Below are 15,189 nucleotides of genomic sequence, written 5' to 3'. Positions count from 1 at the left end.
GGGGCTCGCACGTGGCGAGCCCGCGGGTATATGTAAGATGCCCGTGAACCGATTTGCGCGAACGGGCGCCCCACGTGGCGCCCCTACAGAAAAGGGGCTGTCGCACGAAGGCTTTTGCTTTCATGCTAGGCCCCATTTACTTTATAGTTTGCAGCAACAGAGTTTGTAGTTTTCAGAGAAAACCTTTAAATTTAAAGCCATCCGCTAACAACTAACTGCTAGCCACTAACCACTTTAAAGGGCTTGTCGTCGTGCGACAAGCCCTTTTTTTATAATAAGCCCAGTCCTTCCAGCAGTATTTTCAGCCCAATCAAAATGAGGACGACACCGCCGATTCGTTCGGCTTTATTTTTGTAGCGCGTCCCGAAGAGGCTGCCGACTTTGACCCCGGCGGCAGAGAACAGGAACGTCGTCACGCCGATGAGGGTTACTGACGGCGCGAGATCGATGTCCATGAAGGCAAAGGTGACGCCGACGGCCAGGGCGTCGATACTGGTGGCGATAGCCAGCATGAGCATCGTATAGGGACGCATAGATGCATCACAGTGCTCTTCATCCTCAAAGGATTCCTTGACCATATTGAGGCCGATGGCACCGAGCAGGATAAACGTGACCCAGTGGTCATAAGCGTCGATCATGTCGGCAAAGAAGCTTCCCAGACCATAGCCGATAGTCGGCATCAAAGCCTGGAAAATACCGAACCATAAACCAGCCAGGACCATGTGGCGCCAGCTGATTTTCCCTAATGAAAGGCCTTTACAGATGGAAACAGCAAAGGCATCCATCGAGAGGCCGACGGCCAGTAGCAGTAAATCGAGTGTATTCATTTCTTCTCTTCTCTCCTCATTAATGCAACGATATACAATTCACTTATTATAAGAGATAGAGAAATTGATGTCAACGAAAAAGATTGCCAAATCAACGGATTGTGCTACAATACATTTTGTGACAAGAAAGGACGTGAATATATATGAAATATAGCAAGCGCCATCTCCTGGCGGCGCTTCTCAGCGCGTTTACTTTATTTTCCAGTCAGGCCCTGGCCATGTCCGTGGATAACCTGATGCAGATTGTCGCCAAGGACAGCGCGACAGGCAAGACTATTTCCTGGCAGGATGATAGCAACCGCAGTGATTACAGTGTAGAATACCGCCACAAGGACAAGGATGATGTCCAGCTGGCTTATGTGACCGAAGGGAAACGGCCTCCCATTTATGACGCCGGCAATCCGGCACCCTATACGTATGGGGCTTATATGCAGAAGCTGACACCGGCGACGGAATATGAATATCGCATCGTCAATGCCGACGGCGCAACCGATTGGATTACTTTTTCGACGACTAAAGCCAATTTAAACCAATATAAAGTCCTCATTTTCGGCGATTCCCAGTCCACGGATTACAGCGTCTGGGGACAGACGGCACAGATCGCCTGGCAGCAGAACGATGATGCCGCTTTCTTCATCAACATGGGGGACATTACCGATAACGGCCAGGCTTATTTCCAGTGGCGGGACTGGTTTGAAAATGCCGATGTCCTGACCAGCCACATCCCCTTTGCTCCCGTCCTGGGCAACCACGAAGCCTACAGCATGAACTGGCAGTTTACCGAACCGTATACATATAAAGCGCTCTTTGCCGTGCCCTATGGCGGCCCGAAGGATCAGAACCGCATGGCTTATTCCTTCGATTATGGTGACGTCCATTATGTGTCCCTCAATACGGATTATGAAGAGCTGAGCGGCTGGCGCCCGACGATGATGGAAGATGAAGCGGCATGGCTCGATAAAGACCTGGCTGCTGCCAAGAAGGCCGGGAAACGGCTCGTCGTCCTCATGCACCGTCCGCCTTGGGACAGCCCGTACAATGGCACCCTCGATGTAAATGGCAAATACTTCATGCCCATCTTTGATAAATACAACGTCCCCCTGGTATTTACAGCCCATGAACATTGCTATGAACGGACCGTTCCTATCAAGGATGACCAGGCTGCTACGGAAGGGACGGTCTATATCGCTACGGGCCGCTCCGGGACAGAATCGTGGGATGGTTCTGTCAAGAAACCGACCGACGTCATTTACTATAATCCGACGGATATGCCCATGTACCTGACGCTCCAGGTCGAACCGGATGAATTCCGGGTCAGCGCTGTGAAGAATGACGGTACCTTGATCGATACCGTTTCCATTCCGGCTAAGCATCAGGAAGCGGAAGTTTCCAAGGACGCAGACAACGCCGTAAAGGCGCCGGAAACGAAGGTGAAAAAGGACAAGCAGAGTGCTGGGCAGTCTGCTAAGAAAAGTGTAAACAAACATAAACAGAAGTAAAGACGGTTGTTTTCTTTCTGGAAGACGTGTATAATAGACAATTACAGAAAGTAAACAGAAGAGGAGCGAATCATAATGAAGAAATTAGCAAAAAATATGATCCTTTGTGCGCTCGTGACGATGAGTTTATCGGTTGTCTGTTTTGCAGAAGATACGACGGACACGACGGCGGCTGCTGAACCGCAGGCAACGGCTACGGTTACGGCAACGGCTCAGGCCGCTCCGGATCAGAATGTCGTCGACTGGCTCGACCCGGCTGCTGGCGAATGGTACAGCACCAAAGGCAACCTGGTCATGACCATCGAAGGCAATACCATCAATGGGTGTGCCGTAACGGATCCTAAGGATTGCACCTATGACTATCCGCGGACCGGGACTTTTACCATCCATGAACAGACCGGCGACCGGACCATCAAGATGGACCTCATGGGCCATAAATCCCATCAGTACCTTATCGTAGACAATAAGATGCCTTTACGCCGTTCCCTCAATGCCGACCGCTACGAATCCATTGGCGGCGTCTACCTCGGCATGACCCAGGACGACCTGACGGCTGCCTATGGTCAGCCGGACAGCAAGGCCGAAGACCAGGGGACGGACCGCTGGATTTACAATAACCACCACATGGATGCTTACCTCCAGGGCGGCATCGTCATCGGTATCCGCATCTATGATGGCAGTGATTTGAAATTCGATAAGTCCGGCCTGACGGCTTCGGATACAGCTGGTGCTTATGCCAAAGCTTACGAATTGGAAACGACGCCGGAAGTACCGACAGAAGCCAATGCCATTTCCAAAGCCTATAAACTGCCGCAAGGCGAATACCTGCGCTTTGGCCAGGATTTCGTCCAGCTTTCCATCTAATCCGATAGAAACAAATACACATCGACTGAAATGGGGCCTCACATGACGGGAAACTTCGTGTGACAGCCCCCTTTTCGTTGCATTATTCTTTGAAATACGGTAAACTAAAGGTAATTGATTTATATGAATTGCTGTTGCGCTGGCTGGCATGGTTAAGCCTTTTTTTTATTGAAAAATGAGCCAGGTAAATGCAAAAACAGAGATAGTAAACATGAGGAGAGAAAATACGTGATTACGACAAGAGATTTAATGGACCGCTATAATATCAAGACCCGTCAGGGCATTATCCAGTTCGTCAAGAAGCACCTGGACGAAATCAACCATGACGGAGAAGAACACGCTACCATGCAGAAAGGCGAATGGGCTTTCGATACCGAAGCTGTCCGCATCCTCGACCAGCTGCGCGGCCTCCACGACCAGGCGACCATTACCGAACTGGAAAGCGAAAAAGTATCCAATGCCCAGCAGGAATCGCACAACCTGCGCATTTTGCTGCTCAAAGCCCAGCAGGACCTCAACACGGCCCAGCAGCAGGTCATCACACTGCAGCAGAACCTGATTGCCAAACAGAATGAGCTGTCCGAAGTCAAAGTCAAGGCTCTGGAAGCTCAGCAGAACAAAGACCAGGCCGACGCTTTGCAAAGTGAAGTAGACCGTCTGAAAAAAGAAGGCAGCCTCATCGAAGACGAACACAAACAGCTCCAGGAAACATTGGCCACCGTCCAGGCAGAACGAGACAGCCTGCGCCAGCAGCTGGCCGAAAAAGACAACCATCACTGGTGGGAATTCTGGAAATAATCATATACCGATAACAGGGACTATGGCGTGGAAATTCTGAGAGCATGCCATAGTCTTTTTTTAGGCCCCCATGGTAGGGGAGCTGGCTGCCGAAAGCAGTCTGAGAGGTTAAGGCTCCCATGATAGGGGAGCTGTCTGCCGAAGGCAGTCTGAGAGATTTAAGGCTCCTCTGAGAAAGGGAGATGGCCGCCAAAGGCGGTCTGAGGGGTTCTTAAAAAGGAGCGATGCAGATGAACAGTAACATTTTGATTCGGCCTGCCTGTAAAGATGATGCGGTGGCCTTGACCTCAATTTACGCACACTATGTAGAAAAGACAGCCATTACGTTTGAATACACCGCGCCGGATACGACGGAAATGGAACGGCGCCGCCAGGAAATTTCGCAGCGCTATCCCTATTTAGTGGCCGAATCAGAAGGCAAGGTCGTCGGCTATGCCTATGCCCATGCATTTTATGGCCGTGAAGCCTATGCCTGGTCGGTGGAATCGAGTATCTATGTCGATGTAAACAATCGTAAACAAGGCGTTGGCCGCAGACTGTATGAAGCCTTGGAAAAAGCCTTGAAATCTATGGGAATCCTAAACATTAACGCCTGTATTGCCGTGCCCCGCAATGAAAAAGACCCATATGTCACCAACGGCAGCCTGCACTTTCATCAACGTCTGGGCTACACCCTGGTTGGCCGTTTCCACAACAGCGGCTACAAATTCGACCGCTGGTATGACGTCATATGGATGGAAAAAATGCTCGGTCCCCATACCGCCCATCCGAAATTTCCAGCAAAAAAATAAGGCCCTTTTTGTTTTATAGTTTGTAGCATGGAAATCGCGTGTTTATCGTATTCTCTATGGTGAATTACACAAAAATAGCCGCTCACGACTCCAATCTTAAGCGACTATTTTTGTGGTTCTTATTCGGTTGGTGCTAGCCACACAAAGGTAGACGATAAAGTATGCCTATGATATACTAGTTTCGAGGTTCTGCCTAAAACGGTAGGCGGTTGGTCCCTTGCTTTCTAAGGAGGGATCTTGTGTAAACCCTCCAATCCATGGGAAAGGAGGGAATTTGTATGCTTCTGACTGTAGATACTTTCATTGGTATTCTCGGCCTCTGCTTAGGTGCTTTTGCGCTTGGGTATGCCATCGGATGCGCCTCAAATAAAACACAAAAATAGCCGCCCAGGACTCCAATCTTAAGTGGCTACTTTTGTAGTATTATTGATCTGGGGCCAACCGTCTATCGGCAGGACCTCTTTCACGTTTATTATACCGTTATTCCAGCTCTTTCGTCAAGCTGGTTACCCTCTACATGTACCTCCTTTTCCCTAATATTATAATTACAGCACTTTACAACTTTTACGCCGCCTCGGAAATTGATGAAGCGAGTTTACACAAGGCCTGAACTAAGTCCGTTGGATTTTTTGCGGTTTGGGTCTTAGCGACCAAAGTGCCAAAAGTGCCAAAAAATATTTCACGCTGTATTTGCCAGCTTGTATGGCTTCGCAGCTCCTGCGGACTGGCATTTTGGTGCTTGGCAAAATGTTCATCCAGATTTAGCAGATTCATTATACTTCAAAGTGTGGTTACGCGATATTTATTTGTTCAAAAAGTTGTAAACTGCTGATACAGAGTAAAAAGGGAAAACCGTAAAAGTCCCCCCACAAAATGTTGCCATAAACAAAGAAAAAAGGCTTCCGATTTCTCGGAAGCCTTGATTTTATTGGAGCCACTAATAGGATTCGAACCTACGACCCTCTCATTACGAACAGCCGTAGATATTTGCACCGCTTATATAGTATTTATCAATGACTGGAAAACACTATATTTTGTGTTTATAGGGGATTTGTTCTATATTTTACACGGTATCGCTTCTATTATAGCGCCATAAATTGCGCCGCTTTGGAGCTATATTTATGCGACTTTTTTGATGTATTATCAGTTTGAATCTATATATCGCTAGCTAATGTATGTTTCGAGGCTTCTCCTTTTCCATTGCGCAGGGCTATTTGCAGGGTGTACGTAGGATAACTGACGCCACCTTCTACTTGTTTTGGCTCCAATACAATCCCATCGACCTTATAGCCATCGACAGCATCGTTACCCTCATAAAGCATCTTGAAACGGAGTTCATAAGTACCGGATGGCAGATTTTCCATTTTAAAACTTCCGTGTTCACCAATCGTAAAAGCACGGATTGGATGAGCATCCTCACCGGTTGTCCAAAGGCGTGCGTACACGGGGTTTTCATTATTGCTATTATCAATAACGAGCGCATGATACCCGTCATCATCTTCTACTGGCTGATCCGGTACATAAGCACTGACGACGCCTTCTTTCGGCTTTCCCTTGATGGTTTGAACGACCTTCGTCTTTTCAGCAGGCTGCCGATATTCCGCAACTAAAGGCTTTATGTGTGGATAAAGTAAGGCAACGGCTCCGACGGCAACAACGATAGCTATTAAATGCATTGATTTTTTCATTTTTATCACCTACTAATATGAATCTCTAATTACTGTAACTCCCCATAACAACCTTATTTCATGGAAATAAGGTATAAATAATCATTCCTACTATCGTTGCCACAATGACAAGACCCATGCCAAATAATATCATTAAAAAAAGTTTTTTAATGGCGTCGCTATACTTTTATATAAATACTCATCTTTCACTAATTTTGCATATATCATTTTCCCAATTAATTTAATCAATCCCCCTAAAAGATATAACCCCATAAATAAATAGAAAACATCAGAATCATGCCTAAAAATAAACATTCCAATTAAAGCAATCGCAGTAATAAAAAAGCTCGAAGAATATAATATAAAGGGAATTCTCTTTTTTTTATAAATTGAAAACTCTGAGTGTCTAATGCTTTGTGCATATATAATCGCAAAACATACAAAAAGCAAAATGGTATGGTAATGGTAACTACTTTCCATGTTTTGTTTTCTCCTTCTTTAAATTCTCGAGGTATCTATCTTTTACAGCACTTTACAACTTTTACGCCGCCTCGGAAGTTGACGAAGCTAGTTTACACAAGGTCCGAACTAAGTCCGTTGGATTTTTTGCGGTTTGGGCCTTAGCGACCAAAGTGCTCAAAAATATTTCACGCTGTATTTGCCAGCTTATATGGCTTCGCAGCTCCTGCGGACTGGCGTTTTGGTGCTTCGCAAAATGTTCATCCAGATTTAGCAGATTCATTATACTTCAAAGTGTGGTTACGTGATATTTATTTGTTCAAAAAGTTGTAAACTGCTGTTAATGATAAAACATATACAATATTTCTAAAATTACAAAAAAAGCAACTAAAAAGGAGGCCCCTATCCCAAGAAAAAAAGCGATATCTTTTGCTTGTCTTATTACGTCCCCATACATTTTCATATTTTTGTCTTTTTTTGCATAAGTAAATTTCCCAAAGACGCGAATCAATAATCCTGCAAGATACATACATATTAAATATAAAAAGCAGTCTTCATCTATTATAAAAATAAACATTAAAACAACCGATATTCCTGTAATAACATAACTTGATAAATATATAGCGAACGGGCATGTATACTTTCTATACATACTAAATTTAGAATGTTGTAAGCTCTGCGCATATAAAAGAAGGCTACATATAGTAAGTATGAAATTTGACTTTGGAATCATTGTTATAGTTATCCTTTCGCATTTTACATTATCTTTTTAAATTTTTTAAATATTTTTCTTTTATCTTATCAAAGGCGGTATTAGTAGCAGTTTTTCCCAAAAGAGTAGCAAGTCCAGGATTATAAAGCCCCCATCTAAGAGCCATGTAACCACTAAAAAAACCACCCAGATTCGATAAAAAAATATCTCCTGCCGCAATCATATGGCTGTATGGAAACTGATATTCTTCCAAATCTTTTTGTACCGTATAAAAGTCGTCTATAGTTCCAAATGGTTTCAAGTCCTTGCCCATGGTTTTTAAAACTGTATCATCAGCTGTACTAAGTACACTTTCTTTGAGTACGTCTGCTGAATACTGTGTAAACGTATTATCTGGAACAGGAACTTGTCTTTGCGCCTGTTGTGAAAGGGCAATCCCACTTCCAATAAGTGCTATATCAGAATTATCAGGTTTTTGCGGCGTCGGCGGCTCAATGGGAGTTGCCGTAAAACCATCATCACCTGCCTGAATTTCAGTTGGCTGTAAAGAAGAGGGAATAATCCGATCCCGGTGTTCATTAACAAACGATAAAGGAATGGGAGCCTCCATCTGAGTATCGACAAAGACTTTTCTTTCTGGCGAATAAACAATATCTGCCCCATTAATAACAGCTTCTTCGCCATAGGTAACATCTTCAAGCTGTGTCTGCTCTCCCAATGGGTTTACCAATGAAATATGGCCAAATTTATTTTTCAGCCTATCATAAGGCAATTCTTTCCAATTGTCTTTTCCATCAGCAGTCCGATAATAACCGCTATAAAGATTACCGGTATCAATGCCAGTTAAAAATCTGCGATGTAGTTGATCATATCCGCCATCATCAGAATATAGATGCCCGTCAATTTGATATTTTCCTGTAACTATATTGCTCCCATCACTACCCATTTTATGAATAGAGCCATCTTCAGCCACTACCTCTTGGTATGTTACCGGAGGCTCAATAGGAACTGATTCTGGTGAAGTGGAAACTGATTCCGATGTATCGCTGTCATCATAATTATCAATATTATCGTCTGATGATGAGCCACTATTGGAATAATTATTTTCTACATTTAACACACTTTCATAGTTCCAATCATTTGCATCCGCATTATAAGAAACGTCGCCGCCAGCTTCTTGTGTACCACCCAGGATGAGGGCACCTGCAACACCTATGCTGCCTACCGTTGCTCCTGCGATTTCTCCTGCGCCATCCTCTAAAAGAAGCGCGGCAGCATAAACCTCAGCAGCAAGTTCATCATTCCATTTTGTCCCATACTGTGCCGTAGCACCGCCTGTCTGGATATTCTTGCCGGTAGCCGCATTGACAGTAGCACCCAAAGCTGCGCTGATCCATTGGGCTTTGGCCGGGTCATTTCCTGCCCATTCTTTAATCTTATTAATGAGCAGTTCATTCGTCATGCCCGCGGCAAAGCCACTGCCGGCCTTATTTCCGGCAAGCTGGCTCGTGATTTCGGCTACAAGGCCATGAGCCAGGGCTTTATCGAATTTGCCGTCGCGGTCATAGTAATGGAGTAGTTCATCTGCATTTTTCGCAAAGAGCCGGGCCAGTTCCTGCCGTTCTTCTACTTTCTGCTTATCAAAGATGTGATCCAGCGTCTGTAGGGCATGGGCTGTATCGCGGTTAATTTTCGTCACATCCATAGCGCCCTGGGTGACTTGAATCGTTCCCTGGGAAATGGCTGACCGGGTGACTGAATGAGCATCTTTAGTGGTGCCTGGCAAAATATCCGGTGTGAGGCCGGTTTCATTGAAATGCTGGTTGCGTTCCTGGTCTGACGCATAGTGGTTATAAGCCACACCGGTATTTTTTACGTCATAAGCGGCCTTATTCTGGATGTCTTCCAGGTGCAGGGTGCCGGTCGTCAGGTGATTACGGTTGGCATCAGCCGTGCTGGCGATGACAGCCCCTTTGAGTTGGGTATCCTTGTTCACATCCACAGCATACCCCTGGTCACCGGCATAGATACCGGCCTGTTCGATCACGCTGGCGTAATCACTGGTCGTCTTCCCACGGCTGTACGAAGCGTTTCCACTTTTCGCTCCCGTCCCAGTATAGGTGAAATGCGTAGCATGGGTCCCTTGTGGCAAGAAATTTTCCTGGACGTCAACAGAGGGGGAATAAGCTACGCTAATTCCAGTCGACGAACGATTACCCCGGTAGGTCTCTGAATCCTGTACACTTTCGATGTGCAGATTCCCGCCCGTCTTTACGGTCACCGACTGTCCCTGGAGCTGGGAACCGACGAGGGTCGTATCCTTTCCGGAACTCGTCATCAGACTGTCTTGTGCCGTGGCTTGGCTGCCCGTATGGGTGACACGTGTCGTCGTCCCTTGGTCTTTCATCTTGCCATACGATGCGTCGATACTGGTCAGGCCGCCATGGAAGGACGCGCCGATTGAAGCGCCATGGCTCTGATAGCTGTCACGGATGGTTTCTTCATTCGTACCGGCCTGGAGGCGGACGTCTCCGCTGGCCGTGAGGGATACATTCTTCCCTTGAATAGATTCGCCAACCGCCGTCAGATTTCCTTTATTTTCCTGTGAACTTTCAGACCGGACCGTCACGTCGCCGGCACTCATCATCCGGCCGCCGGCATAGGTCTGCTGATTCACTTCTGATTCCTGTTTGAAAGAGCTGGAGCCAATCCCGACATGCAGGCCAACTGACGTCACATCGGCAGGCGATTTGCCTTTCAGGTCCTTCCGGAGGTTCCGGCCGGCTTCTACCAGTTCCAAGCCCTGCAAGGTCTTATTGTCCCGCGACTGGGCTGTGCGGACGGCACCGCGGAAGGTTTCACCCGCCGAAATGGCCGAATTACTCAGACTGAGGCTCAGGCCCGACCGGGATTCTTCATGGGTCCGTTTTTCGTGAGCTTCATTCGTCGCCCCATCGACGAGCACTTCCTGTCCCGTCAAGGTCACGCCATGCTGGCCGAAGATATCGGCTGTCGTCAAATGGGCCGTATCGCCCGCAGCCAGGGTCAGGCTGCCGCCTGTCGATGCCAGGGTACTGCCGACCTGGGTTTTCCATTCTCCTTCATAATTATCCTTTGTCTGCTGGGTCCCGATGAGGACGCCCAGCCCGGCACCGAGGACGCCGGACGACTTGACCTTGGTATAGGCCGTCGCCTGGTCATATTGGACGGCCGTATCCGCCGTCAAATTCCGGCCAGCTGCGACGACTACATCGCCTTGTCCGGCCACCGCAGCCGCTGTCAGACGGACGTCCTGCCCAGCACCCAGCTGGACTTGTTTCCCGGTCACTGTCGTCCCTAAGACGGTTTCATGATCGTCATGAGTGCGGACGGTCGTCGTCGTGCTGGACAAGAGGCCTTTTTCCTTATGTTTCAGACCGTAGTCATCCACAGCCACGGACCGGCCTGCCGTCAGGGCGAGATTCCGGCCTGCCATCAGCGAAACCGTGCCGTCATCGCTGTTCATATAGGCACTCCGTGCCGTAATATCCCGGCCAGCTGCCAGGGATACGCCGCCATTGGCGTTGATGACGGTACCAGCTTCTGTCTGCCGCTGTGTCCGCAGGTAATTATCCTGATTTAGGGTCATATCTTTTTTGGCAGCCAATGTCAGCGTCGTCAGATTCACATCATTCCCAGCCTGAAGCAGGACAGCTCCCTGACGGCCTAAAGCCTGCAATGTCGCCCCAGCCAGGTCCAGGTCCTGTCCCGCACTGATAATGGCGACCCCATCGGTACGGGTCACAGCAATCCCCGCTGTCCGGTCGAGGACGTCCTGGTTTGCCAGGTGGATGGCTGTGCTTTCTATCGTGATATTCCCCTTAGCCTGCATCTGGAGGCGGTCAGAAGCCGTAACCTGGCCTGTCTGGTGGATATCGTTTTCACTGGCCATGGCTATTTTCTGGCCCTGGATATGGCCGGAATTATCCAAGCTGCCCGCCTGGATCTGAACGGTCTTCCCGAATAAGGTCCCGGCATTGCGGACGGCTTCCTTGGTCTGGATGACCAGCGTATTCGCACTGATAAGGCTGCCATCGGCGGTCAGCGTCAGGTCATCATGGCCCCGGAGATATACTTTCGGATAAATAACGGTTTCTTCCTTGCCATCTACGGTGACCGTCTTTGTTTCCAGCCATACCATGTCACTCGTCAATGCCGCAACCTGTTCTGGCGATAAGGACACGCCAGGGGCCAGCCCCGTCGCTTTGGCATAGGCCAGTCCTGCGTCCATGAGGGCCTTATATTGGGTCATGTCATCCGTATAGTCTCCCAGATACTGTCGTCCCGTCTGATTCAGGATCTGGCTGCGGATCAGGCTCTGTTCATAGAACCCATCGCCCAGTCTTTTCGGCACTTTGTCCGGGTCCCATTTCAACTGCTGATACATATAATCGGAAGACAAGAAATTATGTTTATTGGTAAAAGCCGGATCCGTTTCTACGAGATACTTCGCCGTCGTTTCTGGATGCAAGGTATATAACGAACTGGCCAAGTTTCCTGCGGTTGCTTTCCAAGCTGTCGTCGTGTCCGACGGATGCCGGGTATCCAGCGAAAAGGGATCTAAAAAAGAGGAGGCCGATTCCCGCAGGGTATCCGTAATGTCTTTCCCTGCCGGAGTCGTCCCATGGTCGGCATACTCGGCTACCTTCAGAGACGAGGTATTACTGAGACCGACTTGCGGTGTCATGAAAACTTCGGAGTTATAGCCGCGGCGCCGGGATTTATGGGGCCATTTTCTTTTATAAGTGTAACTGCCCTGGGTCGTCCCAAAAGTCACGGTCCGTTCCTGGTTCTCTTTTGCAATATTATTGACACGACCTGTAGCCGTCAGCGTCGTCCCGGCGGTCAACTGGCTGTTCTCATTGGTCACGTCTCCCTTTAATGTCATCGCCTGGCCGCTGCGGATGACGCCGGCATTAGTCGATGTTACCTCTTCATGTGACGTTTGGGAATGACTGCGGATAATGGTATAATTGTTGATTTTCTGAGAATCTGCCAGTCCTAAAGCCGCATTATGGGCTTCGGCTTCCTGATTATGAGTTGTAACCTTTTTGTCCAGCTCAGCCAGCAAGGCCTGGAACTGTGTATCCCAAGCAGTCTGGGCAGGGCCAGCGGCGGCCGGCCGCTCTGAGGCCATCGGAGTCAGGCCGAACGTCTGAAAGATAGGGTCATTCCATTCATAATTCGAGATTTTCGTACCTTCCTTATAAGCCGGATCCGCTGTTTCTCCCGATTCGGGAGCGTCCACCGTATCATAGACCGGTTCGTAAATCGTCATCGCCTTCGGGTGGTGATAGGCGCCATAACCACTGGACAGGTTGGAAAATTCACTACGGTCAAAAGCCTGCCCTTGTTCGGCATGTCCAGCCTGGTCGATACGGATTTTTTCAGGATTCGTCATCCAGGCACTGCCAACCCGTTTCGCCGAAAAAGCATCATTTTCATTGCGAATCTGCCCGGCCTGAATCGTCAGATTCCCCATACTTTCAATGGAAGCGCCCTGATTGGTCAGCGTATCGTCCGCCGTTAAATGCATGTCTCCACCACTGTACAAGGTCGCATTATGACGATTCTCAATGGCTTGGGCCTGTACCGTCAAGGTATTCCGGGCCGCAATCGTACCGGCTTTATGGGTATCCAGCTTGGCCAGGAGGCCCTGGACTACCGCCAGCTGTGCAGCATAGGCTTTATCAGCCTGCTCGATATCTGCTTTGTACTGGGACTCCTGTGCACTACTCGTATATTTCGTGACATCAGCCGAATAAGCAGCTTCCAGGGCAGCTTCTTTTTCCTGTAAAGTCTTCATCGCTGCGGCCAGCTGTTCTTCCAATTCAGCTTGACGGCGGTTTTCCAGCCGGTCCGCCTGAAGCGTCACGTCCTCTCCATATATACGGCCATTTTCGTGATTAATGATATGCTTTGCCGTTACGGCGACGTGCTGCGTTCCATTAATCAGCCCCGTATTATCGAGGGTCGTCGTTTGCTGGACGACATCTTGTCCATTCAGTTCGCCGGTTGCGTTATTCTGGATTCCCTGTCCGGCTTCCACTTTCAAAGTCTTGCCGCTTTCTATCTTGCGGCTGTTTGTCAAGGTTCCATCGGTATGCAGGGTAAGATTCCCGTCCGCCGTAATCGTTCCCATTGAAGCGTCACTATCTTCATTTTGCAGGGATTGATGCGTTGTAATCGCCGTATCACCTCCGCTGGCGATGACCCCTTTCAAAGGCAGTTTATCCGCCTGAATCGTCAGATTCCCGGCCGCTGAAACTTTCCCTTTTTCCATTTCTAAGGTCTGCTGTACCTGAACGTCTGCATTCCCTTGCGCAGCGATGGAACCTTCTTTGACAGATACTTGATTCGCCTGTATATCCAAGTTTCCACCACTGACAATCTGTGCCTTATCGCTGGTCAATGTGGTCGTCTGAACGGTCAGATTCCCGGCCTGATTCACCTGACCATCCCGGCTGATGCCAGCCCCGACAACGGCATGGTTCGTCAGCCCTTGGTCCGCACGGATGACGGCATCTTTCCCACTGGCCAGGGTCTGTTCATTGGTCACAGCCCCCGTTGTATGCACCTGTAGGGTTCCATCGCTATAGACAGTCCCGGTCTGAGTAATATGCAGATCCCCGTTATTTTCCAAGGCCAGCGAGTCAGTAGCTGACAGCGTCCCACCCAGGTTGACACCCAGCCCTTTTTCCGTACCGACCAGATAAATCCGATTGGCATACATCCCGCCAATAGCTGCGACGTCTAAGGCTACTCCCGGTTCGTCAGCTACGTTCTGATTGTCCGTTTCTGATAGGGGCGTCACCTGTAATCCATCATAAGCAATCCGGTTATGCCCCGTTACGACATGGGCTTCTTTCGCCCAAATGCCGGCATTGACCTGAACAGCCTGCGCCAGCAAATCAACCTGGTCCGTTTGGGACGCATCAAGCCCCTTTCCTGCAACCTGGATCCGGCCACCGGCAACGGTGACATCCGTAACCCGGCCACTGGCATCATAAATAGGACGGCCCGTCGTCAGCATGGCCCGGGACGTATTCAGGAATCCGCCGCCATTGACGGCAATCCCATTCGGATTGGCCACGATGACCCCGGCCCGGTCCCCGGCAACTTCCAGGAATCCGTTCATCGCTGTTCTTCCCGATCCCGTCACTTCATTGACAATAAGTTTAGCCGTTCCCCAGACCATATTCGGATTGGCCTGAACATATCCCGCCAACTTCGTATTCGTTACTTTATGGGCATTGTTCAAGACAGCCCCTTTCTCCGGGATGTTAAAATGGGTATACAAATTGCGCGACACACCGCCTGCGGTCGGAGCCGTAATTTGTACCAGGGGAATCCCATTCGCTGTCTGTTGTACGAGTGGCTGCTGGGATGCCGGGGCTTTCGTATCCGGTAAAATGGGTGCGTCAGCGGCCAGGATAGCTGCCGGTTCGACGATAAAAAGTCCCATCAGCATCCATGCTGTAATCTGTCGTTTCAAATTTGTATATTTCATATCCGTCATCTCGTTTCTTCAGG

General features: G+C 48.8%; 8 protein-coding genes. 4 read left to right on the top strand and 4 right to left on the bottom strand.

Going from position 1 to position 15,189, the window contains the following annotated elements; all coding sequences use genetic code 11:
- Window positions 1-269: 269 nt before the first annotated feature.
- Window positions 270-827: a manganese efflux pump MntP gene (locus tag ACE418_RS07120; RefSeq protein WP_416449964.1), complete on the bottom strand. Its 558-nt coding sequence runs from the start codon at window positions 825-827 to the stop codon at window positions 270-272.
- A 143-nt stretch (window positions 828-970) separates the two neighbouring features.
- On the opposite strand from ACE418_RS07120, the gene ACE418_RS07115 reads away from it, so the two are divergent.
- From ACE418_RS07115 to ACE418_RS07100, 4 genes are all read left to right on the top strand, one after another.
- Window positions 971-2,326 carry a purple acid phosphatase family protein gene (locus tag ACE418_RS07115; protein WP_416449963.1) on the top strand — a complete coding sequence of 452 codons (1,356 nt, stop codon included), beginning with the start codon at window positions 971-973 and terminating at the stop codon, window positions 2,324-2,326.
- A gap of 75 nt (window positions 2,327-2,401) precedes the next feature.
- The gene (locus ACE418_RS07110; protein ID WP_416449962.1) at window positions 2,402-3,190 is read left to right on the top strand and encodes a hypothetical protein; all 789 of its coding nucleotides are present in this window, start codon (window positions 2,402-2,404) and stop codon (window positions 3,188-3,190) included.
- Window positions 3,191-3,418: 228 nt separating this feature from the next.
- Window positions 3,419-3,988, top strand: coding sequence for a kinesin (locus ACE418_RS07105; protein ID WP_298589232.1), 570 nt, complete (start codon window positions 3,419-3,421; stop codon window positions 3,986-3,988).
- Between the two features lie 230 nt (window positions 3,989-4,218).
- A complete protein-coding gene (locus ACE418_RS07100) occupies window positions 4,219-4,779 on the top strand; it encodes a GNAT family N-acetyltransferase (protein WP_416449961.1) in 561 nt (186 codons plus the stop codon).
- A 1,154-nt stretch (window positions 4,780-5,933) separates the two neighbouring features.
- On the opposite strand, the gene ACE418_RS07095 is transcribed toward ACE418_RS07100, so the two are convergent.
- The 3 genes from ACE418_RS07095 to ACE418_RS07085 form a co-directional block, all read right to left on the bottom strand.
- Complete coding sequence (locus ACE418_RS07095; protein ID WP_416449960.1) at window positions 5,934-6,467, bottom strand: peptidase associated/transthyretin-like domain-containing protein; 534 nt, start codon at window positions 6,465-6,467, stop codon at window positions 5,934-5,936.
- 132 nt (window positions 6,468-6,599) lie between these two features.
- Complete coding sequence (locus tag ACE418_RS07090) at window positions 6,600-6,926, bottom strand: hypothetical protein (RefSeq protein WP_416449959.1); 327 nt, start codon at window positions 6,924-6,926, stop codon at window positions 6,600-6,602.
- Between the two features lie 740 nt (window positions 6,927-7,666).
- A complete protein-coding gene (locus ACE418_RS07085; RefSeq protein ID WP_416449958.1) occupies window positions 7,667-15,166 on the bottom strand; it encodes a two-partner secretion domain-containing protein in 7,500 nt (2,499 codons plus the stop codon).
- Between the last annotated feature and the right edge of the window lie 23 nt (window positions 15,167-15,189).

The sequence above is a fragment of the Megasphaera jansseni genome (assembly GCF_047974155.1).
Classification (GTDB): domain Bacteria; phylum Bacillota; class Negativicutes; order Veillonellales; family Megasphaeraceae; genus Megasphaera.
The sequence above is the reverse complement of the archived record's forward strand: the minus strand, read 5'-3'. Positions and strand labels throughout refer to the sequence as shown.